Annotated in this window: 14 protein-coding genes; 10 read left to right on the plus strand and 4 right to left on the minus strand. The window is 40.5% G+C overall.

All coding sequences use genetic code 11. The features are described 5' to 3' along the window. Positions 1–117: 117 nt before the first annotated feature. On the minus strand, positions 118–2415 hold the full coding sequence (locus R2Q80_RS16515; RefSeq protein ID WP_316800660.1) for an ATP-dependent helicase: 2298 nt from the start codon (positions 2413–2415) through the stop codon (positions 118–120). A gap of 139 nt (positions 2416–2554) precedes the next feature. Between R2Q80_RS16515 and R2Q80_RS16520 the strand changes: the two genes are divergently transcribed. Beyond that, positions 2555–2878, plus strand: coding sequence for a DUF493 domain-containing protein (locus tag R2Q80_RS16520; protein WP_316800661.1), 324 nt, complete (start codon positions 2555–2557; stop codon positions 2876–2878). A 25-nt stretch (positions 2879–2903) separates the two neighbouring features. Here the strand turns inward: R2Q80_RS16520 and R2Q80_RS16525 are convergent, their stop codons facing one another. Continuing rightward, positions 2904–3878, minus strand: a complete 975-nt coding sequence (locus R2Q80_RS16525) for an SGNH/GDSL hydrolase family protein (RefSeq protein ID WP_316800662.1) — start codon at positions 3876–3878, stop codon at positions 2904–2906. A 265-nt stretch (positions 3879–4143) separates the two neighbouring features. On the opposite strand from R2Q80_RS16525, the gene R2Q80_RS16530 reads away from it, so the two are divergent. The 6 genes from R2Q80_RS16530 to R2Q80_RS16555 all read left to right on the plus strand — a co-directional run bounded on the left by R2Q80_RS16530 (position 4144) and on the right by R2Q80_RS16555 (position 11594). Next, a complete protein-coding gene (locus R2Q80_RS16530) occupies positions 4144–5514 on the plus strand; it encodes a dipeptidase (RefSeq protein WP_316800663.1) in 1371 nt (456 codons plus the stop codon). 238 nt (positions 5515–5752) lie between these two features. After that, a complete protein-coding gene (gene glmM, locus R2Q80_RS16535; protein WP_316800664.1) occupies positions 5753–7141 on the plus strand; it encodes a phosphoglucosamine mutase in 1389 nt (462 codons plus the stop codon). Positions 7142–7144: 3 nt separating this feature from the next. Beyond that, the gene (locus R2Q80_RS16540; RefSeq protein ID WP_316800665.1) at positions 7145–8293 is read left to right on the plus strand and encodes a cysteine desulfurase family protein; all 1149 of its coding nucleotides are present in this window, start codon (positions 7145–7147) and stop codon (positions 8291–8293) included. A gap of 558 nt (positions 8294–8851) precedes the next feature. Continuing rightward, on the plus strand, positions 8852–9055 hold the full coding sequence (locus R2Q80_RS16545; protein WP_316800666.1) for a hypothetical protein: 204 nt from the start codon (positions 8852–8854) through the stop codon (positions 9053–9055). A gap of 209 nt (positions 9056–9264) precedes the next feature. Continuing rightward, entirely contained in the window at positions 9265–10587 is a 1323-nt protein-coding gene (locus tag R2Q80_RS16550; protein ID WP_316800667.1) for a cytochrome ubiquinol oxidase subunit I, read from the plus strand. A gap of 2 nt (positions 10588–10589) precedes the next feature. Continuing rightward, entirely contained in the window at positions 10590–11594 is a 1005-nt protein-coding gene (locus R2Q80_RS16555) for a cytochrome d ubiquinol oxidase subunit II (protein WP_316800668.1), read from the plus strand. Between the two features lie 80 nt (positions 11595–11674). On the opposite strand, the gene R2Q80_RS16560 is transcribed toward R2Q80_RS16555, so the two are convergent. Together R2Q80_RS16560 and accD are read right to left on the minus strand one after the other, a co-directional pair. Further along, the gene (locus tag R2Q80_RS16560; RefSeq protein ID WP_316800669.1) at positions 11675–13222 is read right to left on the minus strand and encodes a M20/M25/M40 family metallo-hydrolase; all 1548 of its coding nucleotides are present in this window, start codon (positions 13220–13222) and stop codon (positions 11675–11677) included. A 215-nt stretch (positions 13223–13437) separates the two neighbouring features. Then, the gene (gene accD / locus R2Q80_RS16565) at positions 13438–14283 is read right to left on the minus strand and encodes an acetyl-CoA carboxylase, carboxyltransferase subunit beta (protein WP_316800670.1); all 846 of its coding nucleotides are present in this window, start codon (positions 14281–14283) and stop codon (positions 13438–13440) included. Between the two features lie 308 nt (positions 14284–14591). Between accD and fbaA the strand changes: the two genes are divergently transcribed. The 3 genes from fbaA (at position 14592) to R2Q80_RS16580 (ending at position 16718) form a co-directional block, all read left to right on the plus strand. Beyond that, positions 14592–15671: a class II fructose-bisphosphate aldolase gene (gene fbaA, locus R2Q80_RS16570; RefSeq protein ID WP_316800671.1), complete on the plus strand. Its 1080-nt coding sequence runs from the start codon at positions 14592–14594 to the stop codon at positions 15669–15671. A gap of 142 nt (positions 15672–15813) precedes the next feature. Then, positions 15814–16296 (plus strand): low affinity iron permease family protein, encoded by a 483-nt coding sequence (locus R2Q80_RS16575; protein WP_316800672.1) that lies wholly within the window; start codon positions 15814–15816, stop codon positions 16294–16296. Then, positions 16296–16718, plus strand: coding sequence for a GNAT family N-acetyltransferase (locus R2Q80_RS16580; protein ID WP_316800673.1), 423 nt, complete (start codon positions 16296–16298; stop codon positions 16716–16718). Before R2Q80_RS16575 ends, R2Q80_RS16580 begins: the two co-directional genes overlap by 1 nt. Positions 16719–16749 lie beyond the last annotated feature (31 nt).

The raw sequence follows: 16749 nt of genomic DNA on the forward strand, positions 1-16749 counted from the left end.
ATAAGGATAATTTCGGGCTTTTTCAAAATAATAGCCACAGAAAGAAGTATTGAAGCGGAAGCCGGCGGGGAAATATCGCTTAGCCACAGCCTAAGTTTAAGCTGAGGCATGATACCGTTATTTCACAATCATGAGCTTTGCAAACTTCAGTAATAACTGCTTGTTGCCTAAGCCCTGGAAAAATACTGTGGCTTTTACATCAGGTAAGCTTCCTTCCAGGCTTACAATTTTACCAAAACCGAATTTTTCGTGTTCCACTTCCATGCCATTCTGAAATTCATTGGGCTGTGATGGCGTGAAGCCTGCGGTAGGTACGTGTGCTTTGGCCAGCAACGAAGTGGTTTTAGGGCGTGGAGGTGGGGCAGAAGTTGTTCCGGCCGGTTTCGGCTTGCTGAAAAAATCGCGGGGCTGAGATGTCCAGGTTTTGCGCTCATCGTCAAAACTACCCTCCAGCATATTGCTTTTTGCAGGCTTAACATCCAACTCTAAAAACCGCGGATTGATTTCATTAATGAAACGGCTTGGTTCGCAGTTGGTTAAGGTTCCCCAGCGATAACGTGATGTAGCGTAGGTGATGGTCAACTTAATTTCTGCTCTGGTGATGGCCACATAAAACAGGCGTCGTTCCTCTTCCAGATCAGAGCGGGAATTTACTGACATTTGAGAGGGGAAAAGGTTCTCTTCCAGACCAACAATAAACACATTTTTAAATTCCAGACCCTTTGCAGAGTGAATGGTCATCAGGGAGACGGTATCCTTGTTTTTGTCGCCGTCTTTATCATCATTGGTTAGCAGTGCCACATCCTGCATAAATACATCCAGGCCTTTTTCTTCTATATCTTCACGTTCGGCAAACTCTTTGATACCATTTAATAACTCCTGAATGTTTTCATACCGGGCTCTGCCTTCCACACTATCATCGGTATATAGTTCTTTTAAAATACCTGCGTGCTGGGCGATGAATAATGCTGAATCGTATGCATCAAGCTTTTTCGCTTCGGCCTGAAAGCTTTGAATCATCATTGAAAAATCGTTTAGCTGATTGGCCAGGCGGCCATCAACATACATGTGGGCATTTGAAATCACGTCCCACATGGTGATATTGTGCTCATCGGCTGCAACAATAATTTTATCGATGGAGGTATCTCCAATACCACGTTTGGGGTAATTGATTACGCGTTTTATGGCTTCCTCATCTTTCGGGTTAAACGTAAGGCGGAAGTAGGCAATCAAATCCTTGATCTCTTTACGTTGGTAGAAAGACGTCCCGCCGTAGATTTTATAGGGAATATTCAGCTTGCGTAAGCCCTCCTCCATGGCCCGGCTTTGTGCATTCGTACGGTAGAGAATGGCAAAATCATGATATTGATAACCCTTCAGGCCGCGTTCCTGAATGATGGATTCGGCAACCAGTTTTCCTTCTTCGTTATCGGTAAATGCGCGGGAAACCTTTATCCTGTCGCCTTCAACATTTTCGGAAAAGACATTCTTCTCCAGCTGGTTTTTGTTATTGGCAATAATGCTGCTGGCAGCATCAACGATATTCTGTGTTGAACGGTAATTTTGCTCAAGTTTATAAACTTTTAAATCAGGATAGTCGCGTTCGAAATTCAGGATATTTTGAATATTCGCTCCACGAAAGGCGTAAATACTCTGCGCATCGTCGCCCACTACACAGATATTCTGATAGGCGGCTGCGAGTTTTTTTACAATGGTATATTGAGAAAAGTTGGTATCCTGATACTCATCCACCATCAGATACCTGAATTTTTGCTGGTATTTATTTAAAACATCAGGATGCTCTTTAAGCAGGATATTGGTTTTAAACAACAGATCATCGAAATCCATTGCACCTGCCCTGAAACATCTTTTGGCGTATTGCTCATAAATCTGACCTAATAAAGGCCGTTTATTCTGAATGTCTTCAGCCTGAATCTGATCATTGGCCTGATACTCACCCCAGGAAATCAGGTTGTTTTTAGCCGAGGAAATTCTTCCGTATACAAAGTTTGGTGCATATAATTTATCATCCAGCTGCATTTCTTTTAGGATTGCACGGATCACGCTCTTGGTATCGTCGGTATCGTAAATGGTAAAGTTATTCGGATAACCGATTTTTTCTGCTTCAACACGAAGAATCTTTGCAAAAACAGAGTGAAAGGTACCCATCCATATGTTTTTAGCTTCAGCCCCCACCACCTTACTGATCCGCTCACGCATATCCTTACTGGCTTTGTTGGTAAAGGTTAAAACGAGAATGTTAAAAGGATCAGTTCCGGTTTGGATCAGGTGGGCCACACGGAAAGTTATTACTCGTGTTTTTCCCGAACCAGCACCTGCAACAATCATTACCGGTCCTTTTGTATTTTCTACTGCTGCTCTTTGTTGTGGGTTTAATCCTTCTAAATAGTCCAAATCGGCTCCTGTTTTTTTGAGGGTCAAAAATAATGATTCCCGGGCTTTTTATTGAATTTGTGGATAAATAGAAGTTAATCGTGCTTATGCCAAAATTACATGGTTCTTTTTTGGGAATAGAATTTGATATATCGCTGCTATGGAAGAGAAAAAAATGAATAAAGACATTGAGTTTACTGATATCCCTGAAGGCGCAAGCGCCGATATTTATACCAATTTGAAGGAAAAACTGGAAAGTGTTCAGCAGTTTCCGGGACTATATCATTTCAAGTTTATCATTACCGGTGGACTGGATAAGGTAGAAGAGTTGCGTAAAGTTTTACCTGATGATGAATTTCTTGAGCAGCCATCAAAAACCGGCAAATATGTTTCGATAACGGTTAAGAAGCAAGTTCAAAATGCAGATGAGGTGATAGAGGTTTATAAGAAAACCGGCGAGATTAAAGGAATTATGATCCTTTAACTTGTCAAAGATGCAGGCAAGCTCGTTACCTGGCAACAATAAATTTCTTTGCCGTATTATATTGCCCTGAGTCAGAAGTGATTTTGAAGAAGTAAATGCCGGGAACAAATGTTGTAGTGTTAATCTCCAGTGTATGTTTCCCGGTATTCAGGTACTCATTCACAACAGTTTTCACGAGTCGACCCATCAGATCGAAAACCTGAATGTTTATTTTATCTGTTTCAGGTAGGACAATATCAAGGAATGTTTGGCTTGAAGCAGGGTTAGGGTAGTTTTGAGATACAACAAATTTCAGGAATCTATCAAAAATCGCTTTGTTGATGGTATCGAAGATCACATAACTGATGAGTCTGTAGCCACGTGCGTTAGGGTGATAAGGGTCCTGGTATAAGGAAAAGTCCCTTCTTATAGCGGCATTGATGTCGGCCAAATATATTTTATATTCGGATGCCAGTCTCCTGTACACAGTATTAAGTGCCCTAATCGTGGCATTTGCTTTAACAAGGGTTGGGTTATTTCTATCGTCGACAAACTGCAGGGTACATATTATAGGCACTAATTTCTGTGCTACGCTGGAGTTGAGTAATGAACGCATATTTGCTTCTGTCTCCGCCACGCTTCCTCTGCCATTAACAATTGCCAAAGCATCGTTAATTCCCATATCGATAACGATGAAGCCCGTTCTGTCTTTTATCGCATTGTCAATTCTCAGCAAACCTTGTGAGGTGGTTTGTCCCCCTATTCCAAAATTGGTGATGTCAACCACCTTATTCTGATAACACTGTAAAAAATTATTTTTAAGTGCATTCTGGAAGCCGAGACCCTGAACGCCTTCAACGGTGCTGGCCCCGAACGTTACGATATTGATACTGTCTTTGGAATAATACTGAGCTGCTTCAGGGCAACTTACATTTGCCGGAGTAGTACTTACCTGAGCAAAACTTTCAGGACAGATGAAAAAAAGCAGCAGAAGAGAGGTAAGTATCGTGCTAAATTTCATTTACAATGTTCTTTCTTACAGGGTTTAAGGATATCCGTTAAAAGCCGCAATTTACATAAAAAATAGTATCATCAGCAATACATTTGCAGGCTTTTTAACAATATTAACATCCGGTTTATTTAACCATTAACAGCAAAGTTTGGTTTGCTTAAATTCCGTTGTTTTAATTTTTTGATAGGGAACAGGCGGGTAGCAGATACTTTAATCGTCGTGCATTTATAACCTTTAAACCGTAACACCTATATTTGCCCAAATTCATTTTGTTATGCAAGAGATTAAAAATTATGTAGAAACGCACAAGCAACGCTTTTTAGATGAGTTGTTCGAGCTTTTGCGGTTTCCTTCGGTTAGTGCTGATCCTAAATTCAGAGGTGATGTTTTAAAAACCGCTGATTACGTGGCTCAGAAGCTGAAAGATGCCGGTGCAGATAATGTAGAGATTTGCCAGACAGCTGGTTACCCGATTGTTTATGGTGAGAAAATTATAGATAGCGCATTGCCTACTGTATTGGTATACGGTCATTATGATGTACAGCCTGCAGATCCGCTGGAGTTGTGGCACACTCCGCCTTTTGAACCCACAGTACGCGATGGTAAAATATACGCCCGTGGTGCTTGTGATGATAAAGGACAATTCTACATGCATGTAAAAGCTTTTGAATTGATGAAAGAAACAAATACGCTTGCCTGCAATATTAAGTTCATGATTGAAGGAGAGGAAGAGGTAGGTTCGGCCAATCTGGGTATCTTCGTTAAAGACAATGCTGAGCGACTGAAAGCAGATGTGGTATTGATTTCAGATACTTCAATGATCAGTATGGAACACCCTTCTATTGAAACAGGTTTACGTGGTTTAGCCTATATGGAGGTGGAGGTTGTTGGTCCGAACCGCGATCTGCACTCGGGTGTTTATGGTGGTGCAGTGGCTAATCCCGCCACTATATTATGTAAAATGATTGCTTCGTTACATGATGAAAATAATCATATTACTATCCCTGCATTTTACGATAAAGTGATTGAGTTGACCGATGAGGAGAAAAAAGCTTTGAATTCGGCTCCATATGATGAAGCAGAATATAAGAAAGATCTGGATATCGAAGAAGTTTGGGGAGAAAAAGGTTATTCTACACTTGAACGTACGGGAACACGTCCGACACTGGAAGTGAATGGTATCTGGAGCGGTTATATTGGCGAAGGCGCAAAAACCGTTTTACCAAGTAAGGCAAATGCCAAAATATCAATGCGTTTGGTACCTAATCAGAGTTCGGAAGAGATTGCAGAAATTTTTACTAAACATTTTGAAAGTATTGCTCCAAAAAATGTGAAGGTTAAGGTTACCCCGCATCACGGTGGTGAACCAGTAGTAACGCCTACTGATAGCGTTGCTTACCGTGCTGCTGAAAAAGCCATTGAAGATAGTTTTGGAAAAAAAGCAATTCCAACCCGTGGGGGTGGTAGTATTCCAATTGTTGCATTGTTTGAAGATGTACTGGGCATTAAATCGGTATTGTTTGGATTTGGCTTAGACAGTGACGCACTTCACTCGCCAAATGAGAAATACGATATCTACAACTATTATAAAGGAATTGAAACTTTGCCTTTATTTCACAAATATTTCGCAGAATTCAGTAAATAATTTAGGCCTGAATGACTTATCCCTGCCTGATTTAAAACAGGCAGGGATTTTTTTATATTTTATTTCTCAATTTACTCACTCGCGCATACGTTTGATTATGCAAGTCAGCATAATTTTCTTCCCCTGTATGCTGTAAACTGATATAAAAGCAATGTAATTTAATACCGTTGGTTGCTTCGAAATAGGGGCTGTCTTGCTTTTTTTTCGTATTTTTGAGATTCAATAAAAACACAGAGGAGTGACGTTAATAAAATCAATTTCAGGAATAAGAGGAACCATTGGCGGCCAGGCCGGAAACGGTTTAACCCCTTTAGATATCGTAAAATTTACAGCTGCATTTGGTAGCTGGGTGGTTCAGAAAACCAATAATAAAAGGATTGTGATTGGCCGGGATGCCCGCATTTCGGGTGAAATGGTTAATAACCTTGTTGTTGGAACCCTTCAGGGCCTTGGAATTGAAGTAATTGATTTAGGTCTCTCTACTACACCAACGGTGGAAGTGGCTGTTCCTGATGAGCAGGCAGGTGGGGGGATTATCCTTACCGCAAGCCATAATCCCAAACAGTGGAATGCTTTAAAGCTATTAAATGACAAAGGTGAATTTATCAGCGAAGCCGATGGGAAGGATGTACTTGATATTGCGGAGACGGGTGCTTTCGCATTTGCAGAAGTTGATCAGTTAGGCAAAGTGATAAAAAACGATACCTATGTTCAAAAACATATTGATAAGGTATTATCGTTGCCATTAGTTGATGTTGAGGCGATCAAAAAAGCAGATTTTAAAGTCGTTATCGATTGCGTAAATTCTACGGGTGGTATTTTTATTCCTGCTTTATTAAAAGCACTTGGAGTGACCAGAATTACTGAACTCTATTGTACTCCCGACGGGCATTTTCCACATAACCCTGAGCCATTACCAGAGAACTTAACAGAAATTTCGAAAGAAGTGCAGAAGCAAAATGCCGATCTGGGCATTGTTGTAGATCCGGATGTAGACCGTTTGTGTTTCGTAAATGAAGATGGAAGCATGTTTGGCGAAGAATACACATTAGTTGCTGTTGCAGATTATGTGTTAAAAAATACGCCGGGAAATACGGTCTCCAATCTTTCCTCAACCCGTGCATTGCGCGACGTAACGGAGCAGGCAGGTTCCGACTATAATGCATCGGCCGTTGGTGAGGTAAATGTGGTGAACAAGATGAAGGAAACCAATGCAATTATCGGAGGAGAAGGGAATGGTGGAATCATTTATCCCGAATCGCATTACGGCAGAGATGCCTTGGTTGGGATAGCCCTGTTTTTGACCCATCTGGCCAAATTTGGTAAATCTATCTCAGTGTTAAGAGGCAGTTATCCTCAATACTATATTTCTAAAAACAAAATTACCCTTACTCCGGAAATGGATATTGACAATTTGCTTAAGCAGGTTGAAGAGAAATATAAAAAGCAGCCATATAGTACCATCGATGGATTAAAAATTGAGTTTGATAAAACATGGGTACATTTGCGCCGTTCTAATACTGAGCCAATCATCAGGATTTACAGCGAAGCTGAAAATGAAACGATTGCTGAAAGTCTGGCGAATAAGATCATCTCAGACATCAAAGAAATCCTTAAATTAAACTAGTACATGAAAAGAGTTTATTTAGATAATGCCGCCACTACACCTTTGGACAAAGCGGTAATTGCTGAAATGACCAACGTGATGGAACACTATTTTGGAAATCCTTCAGCCATCCATGCCTTGGGAAGAGAGGTGAGGACGCTTGTGGAGAAAGCACGTAAAACTGTTGCCGGACTACTTGGCGCATCTCCATCAGAGATATTCTTCACTTCAGGTGGTACAGAAGCTGACAACACAGCAATACGTTGCGGGATTTCTGCATACGGTATTAAACATGCAATCACGTCTAAAATTGAGCACCATGCGGTGGAGCATACTTTAAATATGATGCTTAAGAATGGTGAAATAGATAAACTCAGTTTTGTGAATATTGATGAAAGAGGCAATATAGATTATGCGCATCTGGAAGAATTACTGCAAAATAATGAGCGGTCCTTTGTCTCTTTAATGCATGCCAATAATGAACTGGGGACACTTACCGATATGATCAGGGTGGGCGATATCTGCGAAAAACATAGTGCAATTTATCATGCTGATACTGTTCAGACCATGGGCCATTATGTCCACAACGTACGTGAGTTAAAAGCCCACTTTATTGTGTGTGCAGCCCATAAGTTACACGGACCTAAAGGTGTTGGTTTTTTGTATGTAAATAGTAATATCAAAATTCCACCGATGATTTACGGCGGTGCACAGGAACGCAATATGCGTGGTGGTACTGAGAATGTATACGGGATCGTTGGCCTGGCCAAAGCTTTGGAAATTGCCTATGCAGAGATGGAAGAACATCAGACCCATATTCAAGGCTTGAAGGATTATTTAAGAGAACAGCTTATTGCCGAAATTCCGGGTATTGCTTTCAATGGTGAAACTGATGCCGATAAAAGCTTATACACTGTTTTGAACGTATCTTTTCCTGAAATGGACATGGCAGATATGCTGCTGTTTAACCTGGATATAAATGGAATATGTGCTTCGGGTGGAAGTGCCTGCTCTTCAGGTTCCAATATCGGATCGCATGTTTTGAATGGTATTCATGCAGATCCTAACCGTCCCTCAGTAAGGTTTTCATTCAGCAAATTTACCACAAGGGAAGAACTGGACTATGTAATTGAGAAAGTTAAAATGGTAGTAAAGCAAAATGCTTTAGCTTAAAATACAGGTGACCAAATAGACAAAGTTCCGGAGCAATCCGGAACTTTTTTGTTAATAATAATAAGTTTGATAGCATGCTCATTATTGTACTTAAAGTCTTTTGGTTTTTAAATATTAAAAGCTTAAATTTAGTGTAGTATTTGATCAGAGCAGTTTGAGCAGACGAAAAGTGAAAATTAAAACTGCCAATGTATTTCCCCCCATATTACCTTACAGATATCTCTACGGTGTAAGGTTCAGCATCATTTTAGAATTGTAACCTATTCAAAAAATAATAATGCTATGGAAACTAACCAGATTACCCCAACCGGAGTGCAACAATCATCGAACTTAAAATTAAGTGATGAAAGAAAACACATTTACAAATTTCTTCTTGCCCCGTTTTCATTTGAATCGTCCAATCATTTTACCAAAGTGCACAAAAGAAAATTCCTTTCATTTGGATGTATACATGAATTCAGGTAAAAAGCGGCAGATGTAAAGTCATTCTCTTTACGAGTAAGTGAAAACAAATCTATTTCCTACTTGTTCTCTTAATACATCAAAATAGAAAATACTATGGGAACGACTAAAGAAAAAGGAAAAGTTATTGAGAATGACTTACTGGATAAAAAGGTTGAAGATGTTAGGGAACATGATTCGCTGGACAATAACAAGTCATCCAAGCAATCAACAAATTTGTTTAACAAAGACAAAGGCAGAAAAAACAATGCATTTGGCCCCGGACATGAGCCAGGAACAACGCCAGGATCAGGAATCTAGGGTGGAGCCAATAATTACGGGCAAGTTAATTGAATTCAAGCCATGGCAGATGTCGTGGCTTTTTTAATTTAATTGTGGCCCGTTTTCTCCAAATCTTTTTTCAATTTATAAACGTTCTATATTTAAAATAATGCTCAACAGGTTTGTGTAATTCGGTACGGATAACCCCATATCTGTTATATTTGCGTTACACCTAATCCAACTCAGATATGGATGATTTTTTAGCTGCCCGTTCTCAAATGGCCTTATCTTTAGGCTTCCACATCGTTTTTTCCTGTATTGGTATGGTTATGCCATTCTTTATGGCCGTATCACATTATAAGTGGCTGAAAACAAATGATGAGGTTTATAAAAACCTGACAAAGGCCTGGAGCAAAGGGGTGGCTATTTTTTTTGCTACGGGAGCGGTATCAGGCACCATGTTATCTTTTGAACTGGGGTTGCTTTGGCCAAAATTTATGGAGCATGCCGGTCCAATTTTTGGGATGCCATTTTCTTTGGAAGGTACGGCATTCTTTATTGAGGCCATCGCTTTAGGCTTTTTCCTTTATGGCTGGAATAAGTTGAACAAGTGGTTTCATTGGTTTACGGGTATGGTTGTTGGTGTAAGCGGACTGGCTTCAGGGATTCTTGTTGTTGCAGCAAATGCCTGGATGAATAGTCCGGCCGGCTTTGATTTTGTTGGCGGGAAATACCTGAACATTGATCCTATTCAGGCTATGTTTAATAAAGCCTGGTTTTCGCAGGCATTACACATGTGCCTGGCGGCGTTCACGGCTACAGGCTTTGCAGTGGCGGGGGTACATGCTTTAATGATACTACGAAATCGAAACAAGTTGTTTCATTTAAAGGCTTTCAAAATTGCAGCAACCTTTGCCTGCATTGGCGCATTGCTGCAACCGCTTAGCGGAGACCTTTCTGCGAAAGATGTAGCCAAAAGGCAGCCCGCAAAACTGGCGGCGATGGAAGCACTTTATCATACTGAAAAGCCCGCACCTTTGTTAATAGGGGGGATTGTGAATGAGGAAGATAGAACAGTAAAAGGAGCAATCAAAATTCCCGGAGCACTGAGTTTTCTAGCCCACGGTGATTTCAAAGCTGAAGTGAAGGGTCTGGATCAGATTCCTAAGAATGAGCAGCCCCCTGTTGCAATAACCCATTATGCTTTTCAGATTATGGTAGGCCTGGGTACTTTTATGATGCTGATATCAGTACTCTATTTTTTTAATTTGTTCAGAAAGAAATCTTTTGCAGATAAGCCCTGGCTGTTGAAACTGTTTGTTTTTGCCATTCCATTGGGCTACATTGCATTAGAAGCGGGTTGGGTAGTTACGGAAGTAGGCAGACAGCCATGGATCATATACGGAATCATGAGGACCAAAGATGCAGTTACCCCAATGCCTGGAATTGCTTATTCATTTTACATTTTCTCTGCCATCTATTTCTCTTTGAGTATTGTAGTCACCTTTTTGCTTTACAGGCAAATTAAAATGGTGCCAGTTGTTTATGATCAACCTGTTGAAGTAAAATAATTATGGAATACGTAGTCATTACTTTTTTATGTTTGGGTATTCTGCTTTACTTTCTTCTTGGAGGTGCAGACTTTGGAGCGGGCATTATTGAACTGTTCACGTCGACAAAGAACAGGAGCAGGACCCGAAAAACCATGTACCAAGCTATCGGGCCGGTTTGGGAGGCTAACCATATGTGGCTCATTATCGCAATCGTAATACTATTTGTTGGGTTTCCGCATATTTACACCACGATGTCGGTGTACCTGCATATTCCGCTACTGATTATGCTTATCGGGATCATTGCCCGCGGAACAGCCTTTGTTTTTCGCCATTATGATGCGATTAAAGATGATATGCAATGGCTGTATAACCGTATTTTCAGGTATTCCAGCTTCGTTACGCCATTCTTTTTGGGGATCATTGCCGGGAGTGTAATTTCCGGACATATTGATACAGAGGCTAAAGATTTCCTTTCTGCTTATGTTTATAGCTGGTTAAACTGGTTTTCTATAGCGGTAGGACTATTTACAGTATCGCTTTGCGGTTTCCTGGCTGCAGTATACCTGATCGGCGAAACCGACAATGATCATGATAAAAGACGTTTCATTAAAAAAGCGGAATACATGAACATTTCTGCCGTTGCTTTCGGGGCTATGGTTTTTATTGCAGCACAGTTCGATAATATTCCACTCATCGACTGGGTATTTAGAAATACGGTTGGCTTAACGGCAATTATACTGGCCAGCTTGTCGTTATTTTTATTGTGGTACTTGCTGTTGAAAGGGAAAACAAAGGTATTGAGAATACTGGCCGGTTTTCAGGTGACGATGATCCTGGTTGCCATTAGTTATGCGCATTTTCCAAATTTTATCCGTTTAAAAAATGGTGATGCCATTTCGCTTTTTAAAACCGTTGGTCCGCCTAAAACCATTTATAGTCTGGGTCTGGCGCTCTTGCTTGGAAGTGTGTTGATTCTGCCTTTCCTGGGGTATCTGTTTTATAAATTCCAAAAGAAAGAAGAATAAAAGCCGATTCGGGCCTGTTTAAGACGAGGTCAATTCACAAAAGAGAGCATTTGAAAACAAATGCTCTCTTTTACTATCAATTACAAACCACCTTTCCTCGTGGCTTTTTTTAATTCAGGCCAAGTGGCTTGCTTACCTGTGCGTTCATTTACAGGTAAATCTGTAGCTTTTTCTGTAGACGTTTTTTCAGGATCTTCACAGGCCATATAAACCATAATGGCTGCCAAAATTACATTGCTGCGAATTTCGTCAAAAACAAGCTTGTCATAACTATCGCGGTTGGTATGCCAGGTATAAGTCCCGTAATCCCAGCTGGTAGCGCTTAGGGAATAACCGAGCGCACCAGCAGCAACGAAGGAGGCAAAATCAGAACCTCCGGCGCCTGGTGTTCCCGGGAAACTTGTTTTGATCTGGTTTTTTATGGTATCTGGTACTGCAGCTAACCAGCGTGTAATGTAATCTTTAGACTTTGCAAACCCTTGTCCACCGATATTAACTACGCGTCCGGTTCCATTATCCTGATTGAATAATGCCTGAAGGTTACCCACAATCTCTGGATGATCTTCAACAAATGCCCGGGAACCATTTAAGCCCTGTTCTTCACTACCCCAGTGCCCAACTAAAATGGTACGTTTTGGGTTAGGATAAAATTTCTTTAGAATACGCATGGCTTCCATCATCATGATGGTGCCCGATCCATTATCCGTTGCACCGCTTGCACCATCCCACGAGTCAAAATGAGCAGACAACATCACATATTCTTTTGGCTTTTGCTTTCCCTTAATTTCTGCAATGGTGTTGAACGTGGGCACCACACCGAGTTCTTTTGATTCTGATTCGATCTTGAGCATGGGTTTATTGCCACCCATAGCTAAACGGTAAACCAGGCCATAATCTTCAACTGATAAATCGAGTGTTGGGATTTTGGTGGTGTTTGCTCCAAAAATTTTATCCACTCCAAAGCCTTGCGACCAGTTGTTAATGATGATTCCGGCTGCGCCTGCACCTTCTATGGCCAGAGCCAGATTCTTCGCGGTTAAGCCCGTTTTGGCCATACCCGCCGACCAGGCTTTACCAGCTTCGGTTTTTTCTTTTTTATATTTTTCAAACAGATCTTTAGTGGCAAACTCTTCCCAGTTTTTTTCTGGCCGGCCGGAAATCTGGTTCATCGAAATTAACACCAGTTTACCTTTCACATTCGGCAACCACTGCTGGAAAGAAACCGAGTCGGTGATGGCAGGTAAAACAATGGCCTCTGCATTTATGGCTTTTCCATTTGTTGAAGGGCTCCAGGCCAACTGCGTTCCTTCAAGGGTTCTAAGCCGCGGACTGATCAAATCGATGTGGGTTACACCTCTTTCCCAGCCCCGCCATTCGCCCCATTTCTCATTTTTTGCAGAAATACCCCAGTCGCTATATTTTTTAACGGCCCAGTCGTTGGCTTGCTTCATTTGCGGTGATCCCACTAAACGGGGTCCCACAACATCCAAAAGCTCATGTGCCAGCTTCTCGAGCTGGGAGTTTTCGTTGACTTCTTTCACAATATTGTCAATCAATTTCTTGTCTTGTGCAAAGACAACAGATGAGGTAAACAGTAAAAGGGTAGGGAGGAGTAGTTTTTTATTCATAATAAGTTTTAGTTAGCGGATCAGGCTAATTTAACTATTTAGAGCCTGGATACGTGATGTTAATGGAAATGTTGCAGTTAACGCTTTTTTTATGGCAAAAGAAGAACCTCACAGCTCCGGAGGCCGCGGATTAAGGGCACAAAAAAACAGGGCTGAAATAACCGAAGTTACCCAAGCCCTGCTTTTAAATATCTGGTAAGTGTTATACCTGAAATCTAGTTGTTCATCATTTTGATGAAAGCGCCTAGTTTAGCTTTCATAGCACGTCTGTCTACGATGAAATCAAGAAAACCATGCTCAAGCACAAACTCAGAGGTTTGAAAGCCTTTTGGCAGATCTTTTTTGATGGTTTCTTTAATTACCCTGGGTCCGGCGAAGCCGATTAAAGCGCCTGGTTCAGCAATATTTATATCTCCAAGCATCGCATAAGATGCGGTGACACCTCCTGTTGTAGGATCGGTAAGTAGAGAAATATATGGTACTTTAGCCTGACTAAGCAAAGCAAGTTTTGCTGAAGTTTTAGCCATCTGCATCAATGAAAAGGCAGCTTCCATCATACGTGCTCCGCCTGATTTAGAAATCATCAGGAATGGCACTTTATGTTTAATGCTATAATCAATTGAACGGGCTATTTTCTCCCCGACAACAGAACCCATTGAACCGCCAATGAAGGCAAAATCCATACAGGCAATTACAATATCCTGACCTTCAATTTTTCCTACACCTGCACGTATAGCATCTTTTAAGCCGGTTTTAGCCTGACTCTCTTTGATTCTATCCGTATAGGGTTTATTATCATTGAAGTTAAGCGGATCGCCAGAGGTAAGATTTGGGAAAAGTTCTTTAAATTCATTATTGTCGAAAAGAACCTCGAAATATTCTTTAGAACCCACTCTCAGGTGATAATTGCAGTAGTGGCAAACATATTTGTTTTCCTGTAATTCTGCCTGATGCAAGGGTTTTTTACAATTCGGACATTTATTCCACACGCCATCCGGTGCCTCTTTCTTCTCTTCGGTTGTGGTGATGATACCTTTATTTTCTCTTTTAAACCAAGCCATATAATTTTTTAAAGAATTGGATTGCAAAGAAACGAAAAATATACTCAAGTTTATAAATTACCATTGATCAAATTTCAATTGCCAAAATTGTATGAGCGTCTGGCTGCTGTGGTATCCGATTTTTGCCATCAGTTAATCGGAAGTTATAAATTACTTATTCCTTGTAATGTGTGTTTTTTACACTAAGGATAATGTGTTTTTTACACTAAATGGCCTTTAGTTGGTTGTAAAGCAAATAATTCTGTTGTTACAAAAGCTTGGAATGTTATTTTTTTTTATAACTTCGAACAAATAAAAATTAACAAGAGATGAGTTTAAAAGGCTACAAAGGCGTAATTTACGGAGATGCCGTTCAAGAATTATTTGAGCAGGCTAAAAAACATCAGTTTGCTTTACCAGCAGTAAATATAACCGGAACAAATACGGTTAATGCGGTACTGGAAACTGCTAAGGCAGTAAATTCGCCTGTTATGATTCAGTTATCTAATGGTGGTGCACAGTTTTATGCTGGTAAATCTTTAGATAATGAGAAATTACAAGCGTGTATACTAGGTGCAGTATCTGCAGCTAAGCATGTACATTTATTGGCAGAGCATTATGGCGTTGCTGTGGTTTTACATACTGACCATGCCGCTAAAAAATTATTGCCATGGATTGATGGCCTTTTAGATCATGGCGAAAAATTCTTTGCCGAAACCGGAAAACCTTTGTTTTCTTCACACATGTTGGATTTGTCTGAAGAATCTATCGAAGAGAACATGGAGATCTCTGCTAAATATCTAGCCCGCATGTCGAAGATGAACATGACTATCGAAATCGAACTTGGTGTTACAGGTGGTGAGGAAGATGGTGTCGATAACAGCGATGTAGACAGCTCTAAATTATATACCCAGCCAAGTGAAGTAGCTTATGCTTACGAAGAGTTAAGCAAAGTATCTCCACGTTTTACCGTTGCAGCTGCATTTGGTAATGTTCACGGTGTTTATAAACCAGGTAACGTTAAATTGCAGCCGGTAATTTTGAAAAATTCTCAGGACTTTATTAAAGAGAAATTCAGCTTAACTGCTGAGAAACCAATAAATTTCGTATTCCACGGTGGTTCGGGCTCCTCGCAGGAAGAAATCAGAGAGGCGATTTCTTATGGTGCAATCAAAATGAATATCGACACAGATATGCAGTGGGCATTTTGGGAAGGTATTTTAGATTACTACAAAAAGAATGAAGCTTATTTGCAAGGTCAGATCGGAAACCCTGAAGGCGACGATAAGCCAAACAAGAAGTACTATGATCCGCGTGTTTGGTTACGTAAAGCTGAAGAAGCATTTGTTAAGCGTTTAACTGTTGCTTTTGAAGATTTGAATTGCGTTAATGCAAATGACAAATTATAATATGTGTGATTTTTGATTGTGAATCTTTTCATTCACCCCTCCTAAAATCAATCACCCACTAGTTGCCGGAAAGCGCCATAGGTATAAAAACTTATGGCGTTTTTCTTTGTTTTATGGTTATATTTAAGCAAACCAAAATGTGATGACTAAATCCAACACCGACAACAAGAAAAATAACTTTTTTGAGAAGTTTGCCAATGCCGCAACCAAGTTTACCGGCAGCTCTGTAGCGTTCATTGCTGCAACCGCAATAGTAATCATTTGGGCAGTTACCGGGCCGGTATTTAAATATTCGGAAACCTGGCAGCTTGTCATTAATACCGGAACAACAATTATTACTTTTCTGATGGTTTTTCTGATCCAGAAAGCGCAGAATAAGGATGGTAAAGCTATACAGTTAAAGTTAAATGAATTAATTGCCGCGCAACAGGGTGCAAGTAACCGCATGGTGGATATTGAAGATTTGAGTGAGAAAGAATTGGATCAGTTACATAAATTTTACGTTACGATTGCTACGCTTGCCAAAAAAGAGGCCGATATTCACTGCTCTCATTCCATCGATGTTGCCAAGGAACTTAACGAAGAGAAAATAAAAACGAATAAACATTTTAAACACCAGAAATAATGAGTCTACAGGTTCAAAAAGTTATTCATCCGGAAGATTTAGATAAGGTATTTGCTATCCGTAAAAAAGTATTTGTAGAGGAACAGAACTGCCCGCCAGAGCTGGAGTGGGAGAATGAAGAGGTTTCTACCCATTTTCTAGCCACCCAGAACGGTCAACCCTGTGGCGCCTGCCGTTGGCGTAAAACAGAATTGGGTTACAAGCTGGAGCGTTTTGCCGTATTAAAAGAATTTAGAGGGCAGGGTGTAGGCAGGGCTTTAATTGCCGAAGCACTATCAGATTTGCCTGAGGATGCGCATTATATCTATCTCAATTCGCAGTTGGATGCAGTGAGCTTGTACGCCAAATTTGGCTTTGCTTCCGAGGGCAACCAATTTGAAGAGGCAGGTATTCAACATTATAAAATGGTAAAGAAAGTATAGCTTTATCACTTAAACACAAATCATTGAATCA

The organism is Pedobacter frigidisoli, from assembly GCF_032678525.1.
GTDB classification, from domain to species: domain Bacteria; phylum Bacteroidota; class Bacteroidia; order Sphingobacteriales; family Sphingobacteriaceae; genus Pedobacter; species Pedobacter frigidisoli_A.